Genomic DNA, 23,388 nt, shown 5'->3' on the forward strand with positions numbered 1-23,388 from the left:
CGCGCAGCAGGGGCAGGGCGCCGTCGTCGGCCAGGGACAGACGCGGCGAGCAGGCCCGTACCTCGCCCCGGTCGTCGATCAACACCAGCAGGTCCAGGCCGGCTAGGCCGCGTCCGCTCTCGACGAACTCGTCCAGGTAGCTGGCGCGTTCGCGCAGCCCGGCCACCGACAGCAGGAACGACTGGTCGATCGCCGCGGCATCGCGCAGAGCGGTCAGACGGGCCGCCAGTTCGTCCTGATGGGTGAGCAGGCGCTCGTCGATGGCGGACAGCAGGGATTCGACTCGGCGGTCGTACTGCTCGGCGAGCCTCTGCGACATGAAATGGCGCAGGCCGAGCCCCAGCGCCAGCAGCGGCAGCAGGGTCAACAGCGCGTGGGTGACGATCATGCGCGTGCGGAGCGTCATGTTCCCCTCTTCACCGGATGCTGGGGATGCGGCGCGACAACGTAAGTTCTTGCCAGGATACCCGCGACGCCGCAATGGGTCAAAGGCGGGGTTGCAGTTGAAAACACTCTTGTATTTTATGTAACGGTTCGCCGCGATACGACACCCAGACGGGCCGGACGGTTCCGTGGACGGTCCGGCCGGACCCGAACAAGCGATAGACGACATGAACAAACCCAAGGTCGCCGGGACGAAACCCGTGGTCCTGGAACCCGCGTCGGGGCGCCATGTCTACTGCGCCTGCGGCGAATCGACGAACCAGCCGTTCTGCGACGGTTCGCACCTGTTATACCAGAAAGGGAGATCGAAATGATCGAATTCAAGAAGAGGATCATCGCGTTGGCGCTGCTCGGCCTGCTGGTGCTGGCCGCCGGCGCCCAGGCCGCCACCTATGCCATCGACGCCGCTCATTCCAGCGTCTCGTTCAAGGTGCGTCACATGATGGTCAGCAAGGTGGCCGGCACCTTCAACACCTTCTCGGGCACCCTGGAGTTCGAGGAAGGCAAGCCGCAGGGCTGGTCGGTCGAGGCCGTCATCGACATGGCCTCGGTCAACACCAACGACGCCAAGCGCGACGAGCACCTGAGCAGTCCCGACTTCTTCGACGTGGAGAAGCACCCCGAGATGACCTTCCGGTCCACGGGCGTCGAGATCGACGGCGACGATTACGTGCTAACCGGCGAGTTGACGCTGATGGGCGTCACCCGTCCCGTCGAGCTGGCCTTGGCGCTGAACGGCGAGATCACCGACCCGTGGGGCGACCACCGCGCGGGCTTCTCGGCAGAGGGCAAGCTGGACCGCCGCGACTTCGGCATGAGCTGGAACAAGGATATGGACAAGGGCGGCATCGTGGTGGGCAACGACGTCTCCATCTCCCTGGAGATCGAGGCCGTCAGGCAGTAGCGACATCTCCGGCGGTAAGCGAAGGGGCGGGCCATGGACGGCCCGCCCCTTCGCTGTTGTCGGCGGGGTCAGCGCACCATCAGCACGCGGCTGACGGCGGTCTCGCCGCCGGCGCGGGCCCGGACGAAGTAGACCCCCGAGGCGGCGCCGCGCCCGTCGTTGTCGCGGCCGTCCCAGGTCAGCACGTGCCCGCCGGCGGCGTGCTCGCCGCTGGCCAGGGTGCGCACGGCCTGTCCGCGGGCGTTGTAGACCGTGACCGTCAGGTCGCCGGCGTGGGGGAGGTTCAACGACAGGCGCGCATTCTCGCCGCCGGTGCGGTCGAGCTGACGCAGGTCGAGCCCCAGGATCGCGACGTCGACGCCGGTGGAGGTGCTCACGGTGAAGTCCCGCGCGTCGCTCATCAATCCCCACTCGAGGGTGTCGGCCGCGAAGGCGCGCCACCAGTAGGTCTGGCCGGGCGTCAGGCCGGGGACCTCGGCCTGGGCCTGGGCACCGACGGACGCCACGCCCTGGGTGGCGAACACTACGCTGGTCAGCTCGGGGTCGTCGTACACCCGGAATCCGTAGGTGACGGGATCGCCCTCGGGATCGGTCACCGTGCCGCAGGTCAGGGTGGCGGCGGCCGGGGTCTCGCCGCCGGGCGGCGGGTCGAGCAGGGCCGGCGCGGGCGGCAGCTGGTTGGACGAGCCGATGCCCTCGATGACCACGTCGTCCACGTACCAGCCGTCCTCGGTGACCGAGTAGTCGGTGTCCAGCTCGAAGCGCACCCGCACGGACTGGCCGGCGTAGGCGGCCAGATCGACCTCGACCTGGGTCCAGGCGCCCTGCAGGCCGGTGTAGGTACCCGCCGTGTTCCAGGCGCCGCCGTCGCCGGAGACCTTGACGTAGCCGTAGTCCCAGCCTTCCTCGATGTCGAAGCGATGCCAGAACGACAGGGTGCCGCCGGCGGGCACCGGGATGCCTGTGGTCAGGGTGGCCGAGGTCAGCGTCTCGTCGCTGTAATTCCCCGACGGGGAGTCCGTTAGCGACGTCGAGGGGGAATGGCTGTAGCTGCTGGTCAGGTTCCACTGCCCGGTCGCGGTCCACTGGGTGAAGGCGCCCTCGAAGTCGTCCGCGAAGAGGATCTGGGCCGAGCCGGCCGGATAGACCAGCTTCTGGTCGACCGTGCCGCCGTCCCAGGTGATCTGCGCCAGGACGGGCAGGGCGCGCCCGTCGGGACAGGCCGGATCGAGGGTCGCGGAGAAGGGGGCGGCGGAGAGATCCAGTGCGCCGCGGGCCGCGATGACGCCCAGCGCGCGCGACGTCTCGTGCAGCTGCAGGTACGGATCAGGCGTGGACAGGGTCACCACGACGTCTGACGCGTCGTCGACGACGCCCAGGTTCGACAGGTCGAAGGCCAGGCCCGCCGTCTCGCCGGGATCCAGGCGGCCGTTGCCGTCGCCGCCGACGACCACGGGCGCGCCCGCCCTCACGTACGCCCCGGCGCACATGATCTGGTAGAGCGACGGCCCCACGTTCTCGGCGAAGAGGGGGTCGCGGCGGCTCTCATCGGGCCAGAAACCGTCGTTGTTGCCGCCGATCTCGTTGCTGAAGGCGAAGCACTTGGGATGCTCGCCCTGGGCGCCGTAGACCCAGTCGAAGGAGCCGCCGTTGACCTCGTACAGCAGTTCCGGCGCCTGGCCGGGCTCGTAGCCGTTGTACTGGGTCATGATGCCGGCCATGTGCTGGAAGGTCGCCTCGTCGGGCGAGTCGGCTATGGTGTAGCCCCACGGGTAGAGGGTGAGGTTGCTGTAGGTGTGGAAGCTCTGCGCCGTGACGAAGGCGTGGGCGTTGACCAGGCCCATCAGGGCCTGCACCTCGGGCTCGCTGCCGGCGGAAGGCCCGCGATAGGTTTCGCTCCAGGGGTCGGTGCTGCTGCCGGGGCCCACCCACTCGTAGGGATAGTTGCGGTTGGGGTCGACGCCGTAGCTGCCGCCGCCGTTGTTGCGGCGGTTCTTGCGCCACATGCCGCCGCCGTTGGGATCGGTGGTCTCGTTGTAGACGACGCCGTCGGGGTTGACGATGGGCACCAGGTAGAGCTCACGGTTGTCCAGCAGCCAGGTGATCTCCGGGTCGTCGCCGTACTCCGAGCCCAGCATGTCGATGAGCATCAGCACGGTCTCCGAGGCCATGATCTCGCGGGCGTGGTGCATGCCGTCGAAGAGGATCTCGGGCTCGTCCGGCTCGTCGACCTCGGGATTGTCCGAGACGCGCACGCACCAGATGTCGCGCCCCTCGTGGCTGGTGCCGAGGCTCCACTTGGCGCTGACCACGTCGGGGTGGTCGAGGTGCATCTGGTCGAGCCAGTCGCCGGCCTCGCTGTAGGTGTGGAAGAGGCCGAAGTTGGGGCCCTTGGCGCGCGAGGCGTAGTGGGCCGCGAGGTCCTGGTGGACCGTGTCGTAGCGCAGGCCGGCGCCGTCCAGCCAGGACAGATCGCCGGGACGCGCCACGAGTTCCGCGTGGCTGCCCGGCTTGATCCGGACGATGTCCAGGCCGGGATTGGACCGCAGGGTCTCGATGGCGCCCGGGGAGTCCAGATGGACGCGGACCAGGGAGTACTTGTCGACGTCGGCGGCCAGGACGGTCGCGCCGGCGAGGCAGATGACGATCAGGACGGCAACCGGCATGACGTGCCGATTGCAAGCGAGGGCGAAGCGTCTCATTCCAGCCTCCAGGCGAGGGGGATAAGAGTGCGGCATCCGGGTCGAGTGGCGGGTGATCCAGTATAACACAAACCCCGGCGGCGGACCAGACATGAGAAACGCGCCCGCTCCTGCCGGAACGGGCGCGTCTTCGGCCGACGATGCCTTCTACTTCTTCCCGGCCTTCTTCTGCCGCGCGGCCTTGCGCGTCATCTTCTTGACCTCGTCGCAGGTCTTCTGCACGGCGCCCACCGAGTGGCGGAAGAGCTTCTTCTCGTCGGCGGTCATCTTCACGGAGATGATCTTCTCCACGCCGTCCTTGCCCACGACGCAGGGCACGCCCACGTACAGGCCCTTCACGCCGTACTCGCCCTCGAGCAGGGCGCAGACGGGGATGATCTTCTTCTTGTCGAAGATGATGGCCTCGAGCATCTCCAGGGCAGACCAGGCCGGGCTGACGAACGCCGAGCCGCTGCCCAGCAGGCCCACGACCTCGCCGCCCGCCTTGCGCGTGCGGTCCTCGATCTTCTTCAGCTGGGTCTTGTTCACGAACTGCTCCACCGGCATGCCGGCCACGCGGCAGCAGCTGCGGATGGGCACCATCGTGTCGCCGTGGCCGCCGAGCACCATGGCCTCGACGTTCTCCACCGACACGCCGGCCTCCTTGGCCACGAAGTAGCGGTAGCGCGCGCTGTCGAGGACGCCGGCCATGCCGAACAGCTTGTTCTTGGGCAGGTCGAGCTGCTGGGAGAGCCGGTAGACGATGGCATCGAGCGGATTCGCGATGGAGATGACCGTGGCCTTGGGGCAGTAGCGCTTGATGCCCTTGGCGACCTCGTCGGTGATCGACAGGTTGATCGTCAGCAGTTCCTCGCGCGTGGGCATCGACCCGTCGGGACGGCGCGTGCGCGGCACGCCCGCGGTGTTGATGACGTACTGGGCGCCCTTGAGCGCGCTGAAGTCCTTCGACGCGACGTAGTCCACGTCGCTGCGGATCACCGGCGAGCCCTCGACCACGTCCAGGCACTTGCCCTCGGCCAGGGCGGGGGGCTTGATGTCGACCAGGCCGACCTCGCGGGCCAACCTGCGTTCGACGATCTCCGCCAGCAGCACGCCGCCGATCTGGCCGCCGCCCACGAGTCCGATCTTGTTCACCATCGGGGTACTCCTTGCTAGAGGTAGACGAAACACGCCGGACGTGTCCGGCTCGGGTCCCGGTTGGATGCTCAGGCGAATGTAGTGTTCTGATGCGCGGGTTTCAACGCGAAATTCTAGCCGAACAACCCCTCTACCGCGATCCGCGACCAGTCCTCGAAGCTGCCGCCGTTCGGCCCGTCGCCCGGACAGGTCATGCCGGGCAGGTGCGCCGCCGGCACCCAGCGCGCCTGGTGCGGCTCGGCCTGGGCCATGACCGTCGCCAGCAGCGCCTCGTCGTCGCCGTCGAGACTGTCCAGACGGATGCGGAACACCACGCCGAAGTGCACGCTGCTGACGTCCTCGCGGTCGGAGTTGATGTAGCCCGCGGGGGAGAGATCCTGTCCGTCGACGCGCAGGCCCGTCTCCTCCACCAGCTCGCGCAGGGCGCTGACGCGCAGCAGGCCCTGCTCGGCGATGTCGGGGTCGTCGCGGTCCAGCGGCTCGATGTGGCCTCCGAAGCCCACCGACCACAGGCCGCCCAGGCGCCGTTCGGTGTGCCTGGCGAGGCGCTGGTAGCAGAGCACGTGCGTGTCGGCGCCCTCGCCGCGCGTCAGCACCAGGTAGGGGATGATCTGCTTGTAGTGGGAATCCTGTTCCATGTGCGCACGCTCGGCGAAGAACATGCGGGGTTGCAGGACGTCCAGGTCCACCGCGCTCCGGGGCAGGAACCCCTGCGGGCTCAGGCCCGGAAACAGATGCTTGCGTTCGACGACCAGGATGCTGCGCACGGGAATCTCCTCTTGCCGGTCAGTTGCGAAGGCTCGTCGTGGCCTGCAGGTACGCATCGCGGTTGCGGGTGCGCGGGTGCCCGCTCATGTCGTAGCGCCCGATCTCGTTGTTGGCCCGCACGATGCGCTCGTCGGTGGGCGGATGGGTGCTCAGCCAGCCCGCGAAGCCGCCGGGACCCGCGCCGTGCAGGGCGACCAGCTTCTCGAAGAAGCGGACCGTCCCGGCCGGGTCGTAGCCAGCGGCCACGGCGTACTTGACGGCGAACTGGTCGGCCTGGAACTCGTGTTCGCGGCTGTTGCGCATCATGAACAATCCCGCGCCCAGCCCGGCGAGCTGTCCCCAGGCCTCGCCCTCCTCGCCCAGCAGCAGCTCCGCCGCCAGGGATATGCCCATGGCGTTCTGGATCGCGCGGACCGAGTGGCGGCCGACCACGTGCCCGGTCTCGTGGGCCAGCACGCAGGCCACCTCCGCCTCGTCGTCGGCCAGGGCCAGCAGGCCGGTGGTCACGTAGATGAAGCCGCCGGGGGCGGCGAAGGCGTTGACGATGTCGCTCTCGAGCACCGTGAAGGTGTACTGCACGTCCTTGCGGTCGCTACGGGCGGCGACGCGGGAGCCGATCTGCTGGATGTAGGTGGCCAGGGCCGGATCGTCCGCCACGGGGTATTCCTGCCGGATGCCCGTATCGGTCTCCCGGCCCATCTGGATCTCGGTGCCCGTGTCGATCAGGATCAGGCTCTGTTCCCCCTGGGGGCCGGTTGTGGCGCAGCCGGCGATCAATGTGATAGACGCCAGCAGAAGCAGGTCACGCATGGTCTTCACGACAGCCTCCTAGGGAAGAAACGCCTTCACGTCGCCCAGCTTGCGCGGCAGGTATTCCTCGATGACGTAGTTGAGCCCGTGCTTGGCCAGCGCCTGCTGCTCGGCGCGGACCCCCATCTTGATCATCTGCAGCAGCGCCATTTGCCACGGCTTGTGGTGCAGGATGAACGGGTCGTTCTTCAGGGCGTCCCTGGCCCGCTTGACGTCGACGTCCTTCAGGGGATGCGTGGGCAGCTCGTAGTCGACGATGTCCTGGGGCGTGATGCCCAGGAAACGCGCCCGCGGCACGCAGAAGTACTCGTTCAGGTGCGCCGCGTTGCCGCTGCCCACCTTCAGGGTGCGGTAGATGTTGGAGAAGCCGTAGGGATCGCCGTCCACGAAGACGTAGACGGGGATCTTCTTCTCGTCCGACAGGCGCCGCACGAAGCGCCGGCAGGCCCGCGTGGGCACGCCGCCCAGGGAGATCAGCACGCAGTCGGTCTGCTTCCAGTAGTTGTGCTTGACCAGGCGCTGGAACATGCCCGCGGTCTCGATGCAGAGGATGAATCTGGCATCGGTCTCGAAGCCGAGATGTTCCACGGAGATCGGGATCGAGTAGGCGCCGCTGCCGAACTTCGTGCAGTCGATCCTCAACTCCTCGCCCGTGTCGCGGTCGTGGTCGATCACCACCAGCCGGCCCGCCACGTCGCCGCCCTTCTCCTCGGGGACGAAGCCCAACTGCTCGCGGTTGACCGAGAAGAAGGCCTCCACGTCCTCCATCACCGCGTCCGACTCGGGCTGCTCGCTGAAGCGCGCCTCCTGCCAGTTCTTGCTGACGTAGTAGGCCTCTCGCTTGGTGGCGATGTCGTCGGTCCGCACCAGTTCCTGCGACAGCGACATCATCTTGAGCGTCTGGGCGAAGGTCTTGACCGTGCTGACGGTCAACGTGCGCTCCTTGTTGCGTCCCTTCAGCTCGAAGTAGCCGACCTTGGGCTGGTACTTGACGTTCTGCAGGGAGCGCACCGGGAAGCGCAGCGACGGTTTGCGACCCTCGAGGATGCTGGTGCGCACCACGCCGGCCTCTTCCTTGATGCGCTTCAGCAGGGACGTGCCCGAGACGGGCGCCGGCTTGGGCGCGGCGCCGACCGCCGGTTTCGCCTTCGGTCCGGCTTTCGCCTTCGGCCGGGCCTGCGGTTTGCCGGCCGTGGTCTTCTTATTGCCCGCGCTCTTGCGCGGCGGCTTCGCGGCGTCGAAGTCCAGCTCGGCCTGCTGCTTCCTCTCGGGTGTCTCAGGCACGGATGTCTCCTGTTGCCAAGTTGTAGAGCGCGCCGAATTTGTGGCGCAGATAGTCGACGAAGGGCCGGCTGTCGAGGGTGCGGCCGGTGGCCAGCCGGCAGAGCTCGCCGGCCGTGTGCCGGCGGCCGTGGACATGGATCTTGTCGCGCAGCCAGTGCTGCAGGGGCAGCAGTTCGCCGCGCTCGATCTTTCCGTCGAGATCGGACAGCTCGGCGCTCGCCGACGCGAAGAGCTGGGCCGCGTAGATGTTGCCCAGGGCGTAGGTGGGGAAGTAGCCGAAGAGTCCGAACGACCAGTGGATGTCCTGCAATACGCCCTCGGCGTCGTTGCGCGGGGTCACGCCCAGGTCCTCGGTCATGCGCTCGTTCCACTGGCCGGGCAGGTCGTCGATGCCGATGTCTCCGCGCAGCAGGGCGCGTTCCAGCTCCATGCGCAGGATGATGTGCAGGTTGTAGGTGACCTCGTCGGCCTCGATGCGGATCGGTGTCGGGCGCACGATGTTGACGGCGCGGTAGAAATCGCCGGGCCCGAGGTCGTCGAGCGCGCCCGGAAAGAACCCATGCAGCTGCGGCATCAGCCAGGTGACGAATTCCAGGCTCCGCCCGATCTGGTTCTCCCACAATCGCGACTGCGATTCGTGCATGCCCAGGCTCACCGCCTCGCCGAGCGGAAGCCCGGCCTCCTCCATCGACAACCCCTGCTCGTACAGCCCGTGGCCGCCCTCGTGGATCGTGGAGTAGAGCGACTTGGCGAGGTCGCGCTCGTCGTAGTGGGTGGTCAGGCGCACGTCGCGCGCGCCCACGCCCGTGGTGAACGGGTGCGTCGACCTGTCCAGCCGTCCCGCCTTGAAGTCGAAGCCCATGGCTATGAGCACGCGGTGGCTCAGGGCGATCTGGGCCGGCTCGGGGAAGCGGCGCCGCGACAGGGCGTCGTCGTGCGGCCCGGTCTCGCCGATGGCGGTGACCAGCGGTTTCAGCTGCGCGCGCAGGTCGGCGAAGATCGCGGCGACCTCGGACGTGTCGGCGCCCGGCTCGAATTCGTCGAGCAGGGCGTCGTAGGGCTCGTTCGCGTAACCCAGGGCTTCGGCCTGGCGACGGCGCAGCTCCAGCACCTCGGCGAGCAGGGGGCTGAAGAGGGCCCAGTCGTCGTTCTCGCGCGCCCGGGCCCAGGCCTGCTGGGCGAGCGTGGTCACGCGCGCCAGCTCGGTCACCAGCTCGCGCGGCACCTTCACCGCGCGGTCGCGGTCGCGGGTCGTCTCGCGGATGTTCGCCGCGCGCGCCTCGTCCAGCTCGGACGCGGCCAGTTCCGCCAGCAGGTCGCCCAGCTCGACGCTCACGGTGCGGTCGTGCACCAGTCCGCTCAAGAGCGCGCGCGCCTCGGCCCGCGAGGCCAGTCCGTCGACGGGCATATAGGTTTCCTGGTCCCAGGACAGCAGACCCTGCGCCGAATTCAGGGCGCGAATCTCCGCCATGTGCTCCCGATATCGTTCATATGCTTTCGGCATCCGCAGTTCTCCCCCCACTGCTGGTTACATCTTGCGGCTTCGTTCGAGCGTATCGGTCAGGGCGACGATTATCTCCTCCCGGTCCCGCTCGGCGAGTCCGAGCATGTCGCGCAGCGCGTCGCCGATGTGCGGTATGTATTTCTGGATGTACGACTGCTTCTTCAGCGCCTCGCTTTCCCGCACGCGTCGCCGGACGTGCCGGTGCAGCTGCCGTCCGGCCTCCTGCAGGGCCAGCTTGATCTCCTTGACGATCTCCGGGTAGTGGGCCACGGCCTCCTTGCTCTCCGAGGTGAAGGGCACCCACACCGAGGCCATGTGCACCAGGATCACCAGCGGCCCCGACGGCAGGGCGCCCCTGGCCTGCTGCAGCCCGTAGCTCCGCCACTTGTTGGCCAACACCGCCTTGTGGATGGCGCAGGCCGAGGCCTGGTAGAGCAGGGGTACCCGGTTGGCGTAGCGCAGCATCTGCGCCGGCTCCTCGGCGGGCAGGCGTCCCCCGTAGGCCAGTCCCACCTCGATCTGGAAGGGATTGCCCCTGTACACCGCGGGGGGGCGCGTGACGGCGGTGGTGAACTCGCAGTCGAAGCCCTGCCGCAGGCCGGCCAGGATCAATTCCGAGCCGATGGGCGAGAGGCAATCGGTGGGCGGATTGGGGATACGGGTGTCGTTGACGGCGTCCAGCAGGGCCTGCACGTCGTCGCGATCCATGTACCGCGTGGATTTGCGCGGCGGCATGCCGGCCTTCTCCAGGATCTGCGAGCAGGTCTTGGGCCCCACGCGGCAGAACTCCTTGCGCAGGAATCCACCGATATTGCGCTGCTTGCTCTCCTTGAGCATGCGCAGCATCATGCCCAGCTCCACGCCGTAGGGATGGGGCTGGATCTCGCTCGTTTCGACGGGCAGTTCCGACGCGGCGCGCGGATAGATTATCTCCTCGCCGCGCGGCGAGCGGTAGACGAGCCTCACGTGGGGGTTGGCGACGGCGGTCTGGCGCAGGTAGGTGTCGACCGAATGCTGGCCTCGCTTGTAGGAGCCGGTCAGCTCGATCTCCACGCGCGTGCCGTGGGCCTGCTCCCAGTCCAGCTCCTCGTCCTGCTGGACGACGGGTTCGTTCTTCTTCATGTCCAGGATCAGCTCGAAGCGGTGGGCCAGGGGCTGCTGCTGGGTGCGGCTGACGATCACCACCGGCTTGCCGGTGGTGAGCTGGCCGTACATGCCGGCGGCCGAGATGCCGATGCCCTGCTGGCCTCGGCTCTGGCGCAGGCTGTGGAACTTGGACCCGTAGAGCAGCTTGCCGAAGATGCGCGGCACCTGCTGGCGGACGATGCCGGGGCCGTTGTCCTGGACCACGACCCGGTAGCGCTCCTCCTTGACAGGCGCCACCGCGCCCTTGCGCCTGCCGGCCTTCGGCTTGTCGCCGTTCAGCTCCAGGGCGACGGGTTCGTCGTCCTTGCCGTTGTCTCCGTTGCGCCTGCCGTTGCCGTTGGCGGCGGCCACCGGCTCGATCTCGATCAGGATCTCCGGCAGGATGCCGGCCTCCTCGCAGGCGTCCAGGGAGTTGTCGACCGCCTCCTTGATGGTCGTCAGCAGGGCCTTGGCCGGCGAGTCGAAGCCGAGCAGATGCCGGTTCTTGGTGAAGAACTCGCTGATGGATATCTCGCGTTGCTTGCTGGCCATGCTCTGGGCGGTGGCTCTGGCGTGGGTTTTTCTGGTTGCGGGCATCTGGCTCCATCCCTTCGGGCCCGGAATTGGCGGCGACAGACAGATAGACTACAGGTCGGGACGCGGGAGATCAAGAATTCGCGGCAAAGCAACGATTCTCGGGACACGTCGTCAGAGGCTGTCAACGGAACATGGCCTTCAGATCGCCGAAGGATGATGTCTCGGCCGGCACGATCTGGTCCGTGCAGGAGAAGGTCAGCAGGTAGGCGCCGGCGCCCTCGCTCTGCACCTCGTGGAAGGCGTCCACGGCCAGGTAGTAGGTTTGTCCGGCGCCGGTCAGGTTCCGGTGGATCAATTCCTCGGCCCCTTCCACGCCGGCCCCGTCGGCGAACGCCACGCACTGCGAGCCGGGTTCGCAGCCGTCGAAGAGCCAGATGGCGGCGTCGAAGAAATGCTCCGAGATGCCGGCCGTCACCTCGGCGCTGTCCGACAGGGAGACCGCGTACCACTGTTCCCCGCCCCGCTCCAGGTAGGTGGCGCAGGCGTCGGCCAGCAGCTGGTTGGGCTGTGCGAACAGGTTGCCGTCGAGGCCGACGGGCTCCTCGCCGCAGACGACCGCCACGGCGTCGCCGCAGACGCCCGGCGGCGGCCCCGAGGCGTAACCGTGCAGGTCCACCGCGAACGGCCCCTCGGCTCCCAGGTAGCCGTCGACGATCAGGACATACGGTTCGGCGCGCGACGGCAGGTTCACCACGAACTCGCTGCTGTGCCAGGCGGCACAGGAATCGCTGTCGCAGTCGGTGAGCAGGAAAAGGTCCAGGTCCACCTCTGCGTCGAGGCGCACGTGCAGGTTCACGTCCTGCTGGACGTCCAGCAGATAGACGGCTTCCGGACCGGTCTCCTGCCAAGCCACGCAGGCGTAGCCAGCGACCGCGGACGCGCCGCCGGTGGTGTCGCCGGACTGCGTCTCGTCGGTGGCCAGGGTCACGACGAGCGTGGGGGCGCCCCCGCAGGGCGGGATCTCGCCCCGTGGTGCCCGGAACGCCGGCCGGGCGGGCGCCGGCTCGTCCTTGGGCACGGCGAAGGGGAGGGGGGCGGCGGGGGACGTCGCGGACCACGAGAGGATCAGCATCGCCGCGACGAGCAAGGATGGAATGAATCTCATGACAGCCGCCCGTGTCCCTGTTGCCCTTGCGTCGGTTTTCGCCGGGGCGATCTTGCAAATGATCCAGGCTTGAAGCACATTAGAATCCGTCCGAACCTGGAAACCCGTATCTCGATCAAGAATAAACCAAGGTCGTTCCATGTCCCAGAAGATCTTCCTCATCGCCGCGGCCCGTCCCAACTTCATGAAGATCGCGCCGATCTGGCGAGTTCTGGTGAAGGCCGAAGGTCTCGAGCCCGTCCTGATCCATACTGGCCAGCACTACGACATGAACATGTCGGACGTGTTTTTCGCCGATCTCGGCTTGCCCCGCCCGAACCTGCACCTTGGCGTGGGCAGCGGCAGCCACGCCGAGCAGACCGCCGGCGTGATGCTCAAGCTCGAACGCATCTGCCGCGAGGACCGGCCGGCCCTGGTGCTCGTCGTGGGCGACGTGAACGCTACCATGGCCGCGGCGATCACGGCCAAGAAGCTGTGCATCCCCGTGGCGCACGTGGAGGCGGGGCTGCGCAGTCGCGACTGGACCATGCCCGAGGAGGTCAATCGCATCCTGACCGACGCGGTGGCCGACCTGCTCTTCACGCCGTCCCAGGATGCGGACGATAACCTGCGCGCCGAAGGCGTGGCAGAGGAGCGCATCAAGCTGGTCGGCAACGTCATGATCGACAGCCTCGTCAATGCGGTGAAGAAATCGCGGGCTCTGGCCAAGCATGCCGATTTCGGACTCGATTCCCGCGGCTACGGCCTGGTCACGCTGCACCGGCCGGCCAATGTCGACGATCCGGCCTCGCTGCGCAGGCTCTGCGACGGCCTGGATGCGCTGGGCACGCCCCTGATCTTTCCAGTCCACCCGCGCACACGCAAGGTCATGGCGGCCAACCGGCTATCGGACCGATTCGCGGGCGACGACTCGCAGGTCACTCTCACCGAACCGATGGGTTACGACGACTTCCTCAATCTCACAATGCACGCCCGCTTCCTGCTCACCGATTCCGGCGGCATTCAGGAGGAGACCACCTATCTGGGCATCCCCTGCCTGACACTACGGCCCAACACCGAGCGGCCCATCACCATCGATGTGGGGACCAACGAGCTGGCCACGCTGGATTCCCTGCCGGGACAGGTTGCGCGCATCCTCGCCGGCGAATGGAAAAAGGGACGGGTGCCCGATCTCTGGGACGGCGAGACCGGGACGCGCATCGTCGCGATCCTGCGGACCTGGCTGGGTGCCCGGGCCTGAGCGCCCCGGGCCCGACCGATGCCGTAATTTCTTTAATGCTATCGTGATTCCCGCCGATACGCTTTTTGACGAGTCGCCGTTGCACGTCATTATACATTGGCTTTCAAGCCGGGGTGTTCTATCATTCTCGGACACTTGACGCGACGACGGGGTTTTGCCGGGGCTGCCATCCCCGAGTGGAAATCTCTGCTGTCTTCACCGTGAAAACCGGAAACGGGGATCACCGCATGTTCAATGACAAGACCCTGATGATCACGGGCGGTACGGGCTCCTTCGGCAATGCCGTGCTCCGCCGGTTCCTGGATACCGACATCGGCGAGATCCGCATATTCAGTCGAGACGAAAAAAAACAGGACGATATGCGGCACCTGTATCAGAGCGACAAGATCAAGTTCTACATCGGCGATGTCCGCGATCTGGCCAGCCTGCGTTGCGCCATGCGGGGGGTTGATTACGTCTTCAGCGCCGCCGCCCTCAAGCAGGTCCCGTCCTGCGAGTTCTACCCCATCGAAGCAGTTCGCACCAACGTACTGGGGACCGACAATACCCTCAAGGCGGCCATCGATAACAAGGTCCGCAGCGCCATCGTCCTGAGTACCGACAAGGCTGTCAATCCCATCAACGCCATGGGCATCTCCAAGGCTCTCATGGAGAAGGTGGCGATCGCCCAGTCGCGGAACCTGGCTCCCGATGAAACGACGATCTGCGTGACCCGTTACGGCAATGTCATGGCATCGCGGGGGTCGGTGATCCCCCTGTTCGTCAGCCAGATCAAGGCCGGTCAGCCGCTGACCGTCACCGATCCCGAGATGACCAGGTTCATGATGTCTCTCGAGGACGCCACCAATCTTGTGCTCTTCGCACTCGAAAAAGGCAACTCCGGGGACACGTTCGTGCAGAAGTCTCCCGCGGCGTCCCTCGGTCAACTCGCCGGCGTCCTGACGGATATCTTCGCATCCGACGTCCCTGTCCAGATCATTGGCACGCGCCACGGCGAGAAGAAGCACGAGGCGCTGCTCAATCGCGAGGAGATGATCCGGGCGAGGGATCTGGGCCGGTATTACCAGATCTCCTCGGACACCCGGGATCTGAATTACGAGCTCTATTTCGAGAAGGGCGAGCAGAAGGTATCCCGGGAAGAGGACTACACCTCGGAAAACACGACCCAGCTGAGCGACGACGAGCTCAAGGCGATGCTGCTGGACCTCGACTACATCAAGCAGGAACTGGGAGCTTGAGGGGATGACGCGCAAAGTACTGGTCACGGGCGCGGCCGGGTTCATCGGCCGCAATCTCTGCCTGGCCCTCGGCCGCCTGCCGGACACGGTCGTTCACGGGTTGGACATCGAAGACGACCCCGCCGATCTGGAGGATCTGATCCGGGAGGTCGATTGGGTCTTCCACCTGGCCGGCGTGAACCGCCCGGAGGATCCCGCCGAATTCCGCGAGGGCAACGTCGATCTGACGTCCCGCCTCCTCGATCTGCTGAAGGCCGACGGCCGGCGCGTACCCGTGGTCTTCACCTCCTCGATCCAGGCCGAGCGCGACAATCCCTACGGCGTCAGCAAGAAGGCGGCGGAGGATATCCTGGCCCGGCACGGCCGGGAAAACGACTCGCCCGTCTTCATCTACCGGCTGCCCAACGTCTTCGGCAAATGGTCGCGGCCCAACTACAACACCGTGGTGGCGACCCTCTGCCACAACATTTCCCGCGGTCTGCCCGTCCAACTCAGCGACCGATCGAACGTGATCCACTTCTGCTACGTCGACACCGTGGTCCGCACTTTCATTTCCCTGATGGACAGCGAGGCGTTCGATACCTCGCGGCAATACCACGAGCTGGACGAGACCTTCGAGATCACCCTGGGGGACCTGCACGACCTCATCGTCTCGTTCCGCGACGCGCGCGCCCGGGCCATCGTGCCCGATTTCTCGGACGATCTGACGCGCTACATGTACTCGACCTACCTGTCCTTCCTCGATGCCGGCGATTTCTCCGTCCCGGCCGAGATGAGGACCGACGACCGCGGCTGGCTCTTCGAGCTGGTGCGTTCCCCCGGTTTCGGCCAGATCTTCGTCTCCCAGACCAGGCCGGGCATCACGCGCGGCGACCACTACCACGACACCAAGGTGGAGAAGTTCTGCGTGATCCGGGGCCGGGGCGTCATCCGGTTGCGCAAGCTGGGGGAGGAGGAGATCGTCGCGTACGAGGTCTCGGATGAGAAGATCGAGATCGTGGACATCCCGCCCGGCTACACGCATTCCATCGAGAACTGCGGCGGGCACGACATGATCACCATCTTCTGGGCGAACGAGATCTTCCGGCCCGAGGCTCCGGACACTTACTGGGAGAAGGTCTGACGTGGAGAAAATCAAGGTTCTGACGGTGGTCGGCACGCGCCCCGAGATCATCCGGCTCTCTCGCGTGATGTCCGTGCTGGACGAGGTGACCGAGCATGTCATCGTCCACACCGGCCAGAACTACGACTACGAGCTGAACGAGATCTTCTTCGACGAGCTGGGCATCACCAGGCCGGCGATCTTCCTGGATGCCGCGGCCGAGACCGCCGCCGAGACAATCGGCAACGTCATCGCCAGGTCGGATGCCGTATTCAAGGCGGAGCGGCCGGACGCGATGCTCGTCCTGGGCGACACCAACAGCGCCCTGTCCGTCATCGCGGCCAAGCGCCTGAAGATCCCGGTCTTCCACATGGAGGCGGGCAACCGCTGCTTCGACATGCGCGTGCCCGAGGAGATCAATCGTCGCATCGTGGACCACGTGAGCGACTTCAACCTCACCTACTCGGAGCACGCCCGGCGCTACCTCATCGCCGAGGGCCTGCCGCAGGACCGGATCATCAAGACCGGCTCGCCCATGAAGGAGGTGCTGGATCACCACGCCGCGGCGATCTCGGCTTCGGACGTGCATGACCGCCTCGGCCTCGCCCGGGGCGCATACTTCACCGTCAGCATGCACCGGGAGGAGAACGTGGACGACGAGGTCCACCTCGACAGCCTAGTCGACGCCCTGAACGGCGTCGCGGAGAGGTACGACCAGCCCCTGGTCTTCTCCGCCCACCCGCGGACGAGCAAGCGGCTGGAAGCGCGGGGCCTGAACCTCGATCCCCGGATCCGCGTCATGCCTCCCCTGGGCTTCATCGACTACGTGGCCCTGCAGAAGGACTCCCGCTGCACCCTCTCGGACAGCGGCACCATCACCGAGGAGTCTTCCATCCTCGGCTTCCCGGCCATCACCATCCGCCAGGCCCACGAGCGGCCGGAGGGCATGGACGAGGGCGTCCTGGTCATGAGCGGCATCCGCAAGGAGCGGGTCCTGCAGGCGATCGAGCTGACGCTCTCCCAGTTCGAGCGTTTCGGCCCCTGCCGCATCCCGGACGACTACGACGTGGATCAGGTCTCCTGGAAGGTCGCCAAGATCATCCTGAGCCACATCGATTTCGTGAACCAGAAGATCTGGCTGAAACGGCTGGACACCTGACGCCGACCGGCGCCGCAGGATCTCATCGCCCGGAGGACTGTACCATGCCATTGCGCGTCGTCATGGCCGAATCGTCGGACATCTACCACGATTACCGCGTGCAGAAGGAAGCCGTGTCCCTGGCCGGTTGCGGGTACGACGTGACAGTCCGTGGTTTCCGCGGCGCGTGGCAGGCGCCGGCGGGTCAGACCTTCCCCTTCCGCCTGTACACCTTGCCGGTGTTTTCCCGCAGGTACAGGTTCCTCCGCAACCTGGCCGGGCTGGTGAACGTGGCCATCATCAATCTCATCCTGCTCTTCACGCGCGCGGATTTCTATCACGCCCACAATACCATGTTCCTGGTCGGCATGTACCTGTCGAGCAGGCTGCACGGGGGGCGGTTCGTCTACGACGCACACGAGGTGCAATGGGAAGCCTCGCGGCTGGCGGCCTGGCTCGAAGCGCGGTTCATCCACGAGGCCGAGGGATTGATCAACGCCTCCCAGGGGCGGGCGCGGGCGGTTGGCGAGCGGTTCGGTATCCCGCTGGAACGGTTCACCATCGTCTCCAACTATCCCCGGCTCGAGGGGGAGCAGCCGGCGCCGACCGCCGCCCGCGAAGAGGGGCCGCTGCGGATGATCTTCAGCGGAGGCTACAACCTGAACGGGAATCGTCTCGATCTCCTGCTCGAAGCCTTGCGCCGGGTACCGGGCGTCGACCTGTATCTGCTGGCCTTCGGCTACCAGGACAGCGAGGAGGTCCTCAAGCGCAAGGTCGACGAACTGGGGCTCCAGGACAGGGTCCGTTTCGTGCCTCTGGTCAATCCCAGCGAGGTCATCCCCACCATCTCCCGATACGACGTGGCGGTGAACCTGCTGACCAACCCCTTCGACGAACTCAACGTCCGTTACTGCAGCACCAACAAGATGTACGAGTACCTCGCCGCGGGTCTGCCCATCCTGAGCTCAGATCTCGATGCCTTCGTCGAGGAGTTCGTCGAACCGGGCGCCGCCGTCGCCGTGGACGCCGACGACGTGGAATCCATCGTCAAGGGCTTGCATGCGCTGACCGATAACCCTGATGACCTGCCGGTCATGAAGGACAAGGCCAGGGAGCTGTCGCGTACGCGCTACAACTGGGGAACACAGGAAGAGAAGTTGCTAGAGATGTACAGGGACCTCGCCCGGAACGGTTGACGCCTCCGGGGCCCCGTACGGACGGAGCGGCGAAACGGAAAGACATGCATCCGGATCTCGATCGGTTCAACATACAGAACTACGACCTCTTCGACGTGAAGGTCACGGCGTTCGACACGCCCGACCTGATGCGCTTCTTCGAGGCCTGCATAGAGGAGGGCGGGCAGGCCGTCTGCTACGGCTACAGCCTGACCGTTTTTGAGAGATTCGTTCACATGCCGCAGCTCCCGAAAATCGCCAACAGGTTCGAGATCATGGCTCCGGAGGGCCGGGGCTTCTATCTGTTGTGGCGCATGTTCGGCGTGCCCCTGCGGTCGGACGATTCCTTGCCCGAGATAACCGAGTCGCTGCTCGAGCTGGCAGACGCCCGCGGATTCTCGGTCATGCTGTTCGGTACCGACGAAGTTTCGAACCGGATCGCCTCCGACCACATTCGAGCCCGCTTCCCCGGGGCGAAGGTCCTGCCAGGCATGCACGGGTTCTACCGTCCCGAAGAAGAACAGGCCGTGGTGAGGTTGATCAACGAGCGCAATCCCAACATCCTCCTGATCGGCATGTCATCGCCCAAGAAGGAGGAGTTCGTGCATCGCTATCGGCATGAGCTGAAGGCCTCCGTACTGGCTCCCGTCGGTGGCACCATCGATATCCTGGCCGGCAAGACAAAGCCGATCCCGCGGCTCGTAAAGAAGCTCAGCCTAACCTGGCTCTATCGTTTCTTCCAGGAGCCGAGACGTCTGTACGATCTTCTCTTCGCAGCAGGTCTGAGGGTGCTCTTCGGACTCATCCCGCGGCTGTTTTGGGAGTCGGTGGTGCGTAGGAACGATTCCTTCTCGATCCCGGACTACTACACCCGCAAGGGGAAACGGAAGGGCTAGCGCGGCGGTCCGGCCGCCCGCGCCACGGGGTTCATCAAACCTGAGGAGTACTTGTCTTGATCTACGTTGTGCTGGGAATGCACAAGTCTGGTACGACACTGATATCGCAGATCCTCCACCATTCGGGCATAAACATGGTCGACGATCTGGACGAGTCGATCTCGTATGACAAGGGTAACAAGTACGAGCGGCAGACCATTCTCCACCTGAACATGGAGATCCTGGGCGTGCGGGATTACCAGGTGATCGATCTCGCAGCCCCGACACGACTGGAGATCTCGGCGGATCAGCAGGCGCGGATGAACCGGATCGTGAAGGACAACGCCGCCCGGTACGGGGATTGGGGCTTCAAGGATCCGCGTACCTGTCTGGTCTATCCGCTGTGGAGCAAGTCCCTGCCCGAGCACAAGGTGATCGTGGTCTACCGTCATCCCAGCCAGCTCTGGAAGCGTTTCGCCGGACACAGCCTGCTCGGCAGCTACAAGATGCCCTTTTCCGCATGGAAGTACATGATTCGCTGGCACGAACATAACATGAATATTCTCAGATACTTGCGTTCGACTTCGTGTGAATACCTGGTTCTCTCGTACTCGGAACTGATGCAGAGCGACGAGGAGTTCGAGCGATTGCAGCGATTCGTGGGCCGTAAACTCGTTGACCGCCGCCGCAAGGATCTCTTCCGCAGTCGCAACCGCGCCAATCTCCTGCTCATGGTTGCCGAGAGGATGTTGAAATGGAACCGCGGCCTCAGCGTGGACGAGATCCTGGCGAGACTCGATGAGTATCGCCGGTGATGCAGGTGGGAGTTCCTGGCGCTCCGTAGCTCTGCCTTGACACCCTAACTGTATGTTGTTATACTGATTACTCTCTTGAACAGCTTTTCTTCCTTCACTCCAACTCCGGGAGTCAGGTACGAGTTCTTGCTAAAGCATGTCATAGCCGTGACGATGGCATAGATGTGGCAAGAGATGTATTTTGTTCCCGGGGCTTGACATCCCCTTCCGGCGACGCAGGGGGCGTGCTTCGGCCGTCGTGCTTGGCGCCCCGCATAGCCCAGTCGGGTTCGATGGAGTGAGGACGTACCTAAATTGAGCAAGATTATGTCAGCCATGCGCAAGAAGTCGGGGCAGGGACTCGATCTTGAGTTCAAGCTAAAGACCCTCGACAGCGGGGATCTGTTTCCCAAGCCGCCAGGGGCGCAGATGGCGGAGTTCGAACGTCTCGCCAACTCCATGATAGCGATGCTCGGTGGCGCATCGGGGATTGTGGTCACCTTCGCGAGTTCCATCAAGGGCGAAGGAAACAGCTATGTTTCCTTCAACGTAGCCCGACATCTCTCGATTATCCTCGACGTGCGCGTGGCCTGGATCGACGCCAACTTCATCTCGCCGCTCAGGAAACCCATCGACAGCCCTGTGGATTTCAGGAACCTTCTGCTGGATCCGCAGCTCGCCGACAAGCTGAAAGGAACCGGTCAAATGGCCGTTATTCCTCACGGTAACCGGCCAATGAAGCAAACGGATATCCTGCTCAGCAACCGTTACCTGGATCTTCTGGAACAGTTGAACAAGGACTTCGCCTTCACGATCATCGATGCGCCCCCGATCACGCAGTCCATCGATGTAGGGCATATCGCCAAGCCGACAGCCGGTCTGGTGATCGTCGTTGAAACCCGGCGGCTCAAGCACGAGATCATCCTGCGCAACATCGAGGACATGCGTAACCAGGGCGTCAACGTGATCGGTACCGTTCTGAACAAGCGGACCTTCGACATACCCGATTTTCTCTACCGGAGAATCGTCGGCGTGTGAGTACCCAAGTCGTCGGTACGGGAAGCCCGGCGAAAGAGATCTTGATGGTTGCCGCCCGACAAATCGGGGGACATTATAGCAGCCGGTGGCCCGTTGGATCCAGACGCCCGCTCGCTCGTCCGTGTTCGGCAAGGAGGCTCGTGATCTTGCTCGGCTCAGCCACTCAACCCGAAAATGCCGTACGGCAAGTCTGGCGGCTGGCTCTCCCGGCCCTTTTCCTGGTGTCTGCCGGTATCTGCCTGACGGCCGGTGGCTGTGCCTCCAGCAGTTTCCGTTCTGTGAACACTGAGATGCAGCCGTTCACGCCGGAGGAACAGCTGGCATGGGACCAGGCGAGCACCGCCGAGTACCGAATGCACAAGGGCGATGTCTTCGATGTCCTTTTCGAATATTATCCGGATATGGATCAGATCAGAATGATAGTATTGCCGGACGGGCGAGTCGCCCTGCCTCATATCGATAGGACGATGGCTGTCGGTCTGACCATCAGCCAGCTGGACAGCGCGATCACCAGCAGATACGCCGAAGAGTATCTCGACCCTGAACTCTCCATCGTGATCAGGGAATTCGGCGAACTCAGCGTGTACGTGCTGGGAGAGGTTTTCAAACCCGGTTCCGTGATCCTGCAGCGCGAGAACGCAAGCGTGTTGCAGGCGGTGGCCGAAGCCGGCGGCTTCACAGAAGACGCCTCGATGAGCGAAGTGCTGCACGTGCGTATCACGCCGGAGGGGTATCAGTACCGTCACCTGGACCTCTCACATCTCGAGAAACGGGCCTTCATGGCGCCGGAAATCTACGATCTGCAACCCTACGACGTCATCTACGTGCCGCAGTCCGCCATGGGAGACTTCTCGTTCTTCAGGAGGACCATGCTGGCCGGCGTGCTGTCTGTGGGCGATCTCTTCTGGGATATCTATGCCATCACGAACATCGACAAGATCGATCGGCTCGTCAGGTAGGGGAAGGACTGGATCGAAATGCAGGCAGGTAGTCCAGAGCAAGGTACAACGGCTCCTTCGTCGGGCAGCGATCTGGAGCTCAAGTTCCTGTTGTCCCTGCTCATCAGGCGGCGTTGGATCATACTGGGCGTGGCATTGCCGATCATCCTGGTCTCCGCCTTCGTGACCTTGAGAGCCACCGACAAAACAACCGCCAAGGCCAGGCTCATGATCATCGGCCGACAGCCGGAGACGCCGGATTTCTTGCAAGGGACCATCAACTGGGACATGGAGTTGAGTTCGGCCGCGCAGGTCGTCATGAGCTTGCCGGTTGCGAGAATGGCCGCAGGTGCGCTCTTCGACAGCGTGTCGGTGATGTCCGGTGCGGATCCGACCTTCCCCGTCTTCAATTCGGTCGATGACGTCCTGATGACGCTGGCGGGTGAAGTCGATTGCACACAGGTCGGGGAATCCAACATCCTCGCCATCACCTACTCGCACATCCACAGTGGATACGCCCTGGCCGTGGTCGAGCATATCATCGATGCCTACATGAGTTTCAGCATCAAGTCGCAGCAGAATCTGCCGGCCGTGGAGTACTACACGGATCAAATCGAGAACCTGCACGTCGAGATCGACACCCTGTTCCAGCATCGCGTGGATATCGTGAACAAAGCGGGAGTGGCAGCGCTGGCCGGCAACACGTCGGCGATCATGCACCAGATCCGGCAGCTGGAAACGAGCATGCTCTCCATCCGATCCGAGCGGAAGGCCCTCGAAGCGAGGATGGAGGATATCGAGGACGCCATCCTGAACGATCCCAGCTATTTGCCGACTTCGAGCACGGGAGCGTATTCACAAACCCTGAAAAAACGCGCCGATGAGCTCCTCACCGAACTCGCCGATCTTCGCAGCCGGTTGCAGGAAGGGTCGGGCAGGATCACCAACAAGGAGAAACAGCTGGGGGAAGTCTGGAAAGAGATCAGCCGCGAACGCGACTATTACCTGCGCGGCCTCCTGATCGAGATTAACGAGCTGACCCAGCGGGAGAATTCCTTCCGGGAGAGCATACTGGCACAGGAAGCACAACTGGAGGACTATCCGGACGTGCAACGCCGTATCGAGGCTATCGACGTGCAGATCAAGTCCCAGCTGGACCTTCTGGAAACCCTGGAGATGAAGCGCGGCGAGGTGAAGTTGAAAGCCGGGGCCGATATACGCGTCAGCAATATCTTCCGGCTGGACGAGCCGTTCATCACGATGTCTCTGGTGGGCAGCAAGAAATCGATCTATCTGGCTACGGCGGCCCTGCTGGCCATGGTCTTGGGGCTCATCACCGGTTGGTTCGTCGACAACCAAGATCACCGCATCTACGACCGCTCCCAGGCCGTCCAGGCCCTCAATGTCCCTGTTCTCGGGTCAATATCCACCGATCCCGCCGATTCGGGATCGTGATCCACGGAGTGGCCA

The 23,388-nt window shown here is 64.7% G+C and carries 21 protein-coding genes; 12 read left to right on the top strand and 9 right to left on the bottom strand.

Annotated elements, in window-relative coordinates:
- Positions 1–406: hypothetical protein (locus KJ554_01060; GenBank protein ID MBU0740920.1), on the bottom strand; the 406-nt coding region annotated here is incomplete at its 3' end.
- A 205-nt stretch (positions 407–611) separates the two neighbouring features.
- Between KJ554_01060 and KJ554_01065 the strand changes: the two genes are divergently transcribed.
- Together KJ554_01065 and KJ554_01070 are read left to right on the top strand one after the other, a co-directional pair.
- Positions 612–758 (top strand): CDGSH iron-sulfur domain-containing protein, encoded by a 147-nt coding sequence (locus KJ554_01065; GenBank protein ID MBU0740921.1) that lies wholly within the window; start codon positions 612–614, stop codon positions 756–758.
- Positions 755–1,348 carry a YceI family protein gene (locus KJ554_01070; GenBank protein MBU0740922.1) on the top strand — a complete coding sequence of 198 codons (594 nt, stop codon included), beginning with the start codon at positions 755–757 and terminating at the stop codon, positions 1,346–1,348. Before KJ554_01065 ends, KJ554_01070 begins: the two co-directional genes overlap by 4 nt.
- Before the next feature lie 68 nt (positions 1,349–1,416).
- Here KJ554_01070 and KJ554_01075 read toward each other — a convergent pair whose 3' ends face one another.
- The 8 genes from KJ554_01075 to KJ554_01110 form a co-directional block, all read right to left on the bottom strand.
- Positions 1,417–4,050, bottom strand: coding sequence for an immune inhibitor A (locus KJ554_01075; protein MBU0740923.1), 2,634 nt, complete (start codon positions 4,048–4,050; stop codon positions 1,417–1,419).
- Positions 4,051–4,197: 147 nt separating this feature from the next.
- On the bottom strand, positions 4,198–5,187 hold the full coding sequence (locus KJ554_01080) for a malate dehydrogenase (GenBank protein ID MBU0740924.1): 990 nt from the start codon (positions 5,185–5,187) through the stop codon (positions 4,198–4,200).
- Between the two features lie 113 nt (positions 5,188–5,300).
- On the bottom strand, positions 5,301–5,954 hold the full coding sequence (locus tag KJ554_01085; GenBank protein ID MBU0740925.1) for an NUDIX domain-containing protein: 654 nt from the start codon (positions 5,952–5,954) through the stop codon (positions 5,301–5,303).
- A 19-nt stretch (positions 5,955–5,973) separates the two neighbouring features.
- Positions 5,974–6,774 (bottom strand): M48 family metalloprotease, encoded by an 801-nt coding sequence (locus KJ554_01090; protein MBU0740926.1) that lies wholly within the window; start codon positions 6,772–6,774, stop codon positions 5,974–5,976.
- 9 nt (positions 6,775–6,783) lie between these two features.
- Positions 6,784–8,049 carry a DNA topoisomerase IV subunit A gene (locus KJ554_01095; protein MBU0740927.1) on the bottom strand — a complete coding sequence of 422 codons (1,266 nt, stop codon included), beginning with the start codon at positions 8,047–8,049 and terminating at the stop codon, positions 6,784–6,786.
- Positions 8,042–9,553 carry a carboxypeptidase M32 gene (locus KJ554_01100; GenBank protein ID MBU0740928.1) on the bottom strand — a complete coding sequence of 504 codons (1,512 nt, stop codon included), beginning with the start codon at positions 9,551–9,553 and terminating at the stop codon, positions 8,042–8,044. Before KJ554_01100 ends, KJ554_01095 begins: the two co-directional genes overlap by 8 nt.
- A 24-nt stretch (positions 9,554–9,577) precedes the next feature.
- The gene (locus KJ554_01105) at positions 9,578–11,275 is read right to left on the bottom strand and encodes a DNA topoisomerase VI subunit B (protein MBU0740929.1); all 1,698 of its coding nucleotides are present in this window, start codon (positions 11,273–11,275) and stop codon (positions 9,578–9,580) included.
- Between the two features lie 121 nt (positions 11,276–11,396).
- Positions 11,397–12,380 (bottom strand): hypothetical protein, encoded by a 984-nt coding sequence (locus KJ554_01110; GenBank protein ID MBU0740930.1) that lies wholly within the window; start codon positions 12,378–12,380, stop codon positions 11,397–11,399.
- A 139-nt stretch (positions 12,381–12,519) separates the two neighbouring features.
- On the opposite strand from KJ554_01110, the gene wecB (KJ554_01115) reads away from it, so the two are divergent.
- The 10 genes from wecB (KJ554_01115) to KJ554_01160 all read left to right on the top strand — a co-directional run bounded on the left by wecB (KJ554_01115) (position 12,520) and on the right by KJ554_01160 (position 23,373).
- Entirely contained in the window at positions 12,520–13,620 is a 1,101-nt protein-coding gene (gene wecB / locus KJ554_01115) for a UDP-N-acetylglucosamine 2-epimerase (non-hydrolyzing) (protein MBU0740931.1), read from the top strand.
- 227 nt (positions 13,621–13,847) lie between these two features.
- Positions 13,848–14,858, top strand: a complete 1,011-nt coding sequence (locus KJ554_01120) for a polysaccharide biosynthesis protein (protein MBU0740932.1) — start codon at positions 13,848–13,850, stop codon at positions 14,856–14,858.
- Positions 14,859–14,862: 4 nt separating this feature from the next.
- Positions 14,863–15,981 carry an NAD-dependent epimerase/dehydratase family protein gene (locus tag KJ554_01125; GenBank protein ID MBU0740933.1) on the top strand — a complete coding sequence of 373 codons (1,119 nt, stop codon included), beginning with the start codon at positions 14,863–14,865 and terminating at the stop codon, positions 15,979–15,981.
- Position 15,982: 1 nt separating this feature from the next.
- Positions 15,983–17,119, top strand: coding sequence for a UDP-N-acetylglucosamine 2-epimerase (non-hydrolyzing) (wecB, locus tag KJ554_01130; GenBank protein ID MBU0740934.1), 1,137 nt, complete (start codon positions 15,983–15,985; stop codon positions 17,117–17,119).
- Between the two features lie 44 nt (positions 17,120–17,163).
- A complete protein-coding gene (locus tag KJ554_01135) occupies positions 17,164–18,294 on the top strand; it encodes a glycosyltransferase family 4 protein (protein ID MBU0740935.1) in 1,131 nt (376 codons plus the stop codon).
- Positions 18,295–18,338: 44 nt separating this feature from the next.
- A complete protein-coding gene (locus tag KJ554_01140; GenBank protein MBU0740936.1) occupies positions 18,339–19,169 on the top strand; it encodes a WecB/TagA/CpsF family glycosyltransferase in 831 nt (276 codons plus the stop codon).
- A 56-nt stretch (positions 19,170–19,225) separates the two neighbouring features.
- Positions 19,226–19,963 (top strand): sulfotransferase, encoded by a 738-nt coding sequence (locus KJ554_01145; protein ID MBU0740937.1) that lies wholly within the window; start codon positions 19,226–19,228, stop codon positions 19,961–19,963.
- Positions 19,964–20,278: 315 nt separating this feature from the next.
- On the top strand, positions 20,279–20,980 hold the full coding sequence (locus KJ554_01150) for a hypothetical protein (GenBank protein ID MBU0740938.1): 702 nt from the start codon (positions 20,279–20,281) through the stop codon (positions 20,978–20,980).
- A 140-nt stretch (positions 20,981–21,120) separates the two neighbouring features.
- On the top strand, positions 21,121–21,939 hold the full coding sequence (locus KJ554_01155) for a polysaccharide export protein (GenBank protein MBU0740939.1): 819 nt from the start codon (positions 21,121–21,123) through the stop codon (positions 21,937–21,939).
- Between the two features lie 18 nt (positions 21,940–21,957).
- Positions 21,958–23,373, top strand: a complete 1,416-nt coding sequence (locus tag KJ554_01160; GenBank protein ID MBU0740940.1) for a hypothetical protein — start codon at positions 21,958–21,960, stop codon at positions 23,371–23,373.
- The last annotated feature ends 15 nt before the right edge of the window (positions 23,374–23,388 follow it).

This window comes from bacterium (assembly GCA_018814885.1).
Classification (GTDB): domain Bacteria; phylum Krumholzibacteriota; class Krumholzibacteriia; order LZORAL124-64-63; family LZORAL124-64-63; genus JAHIYU01.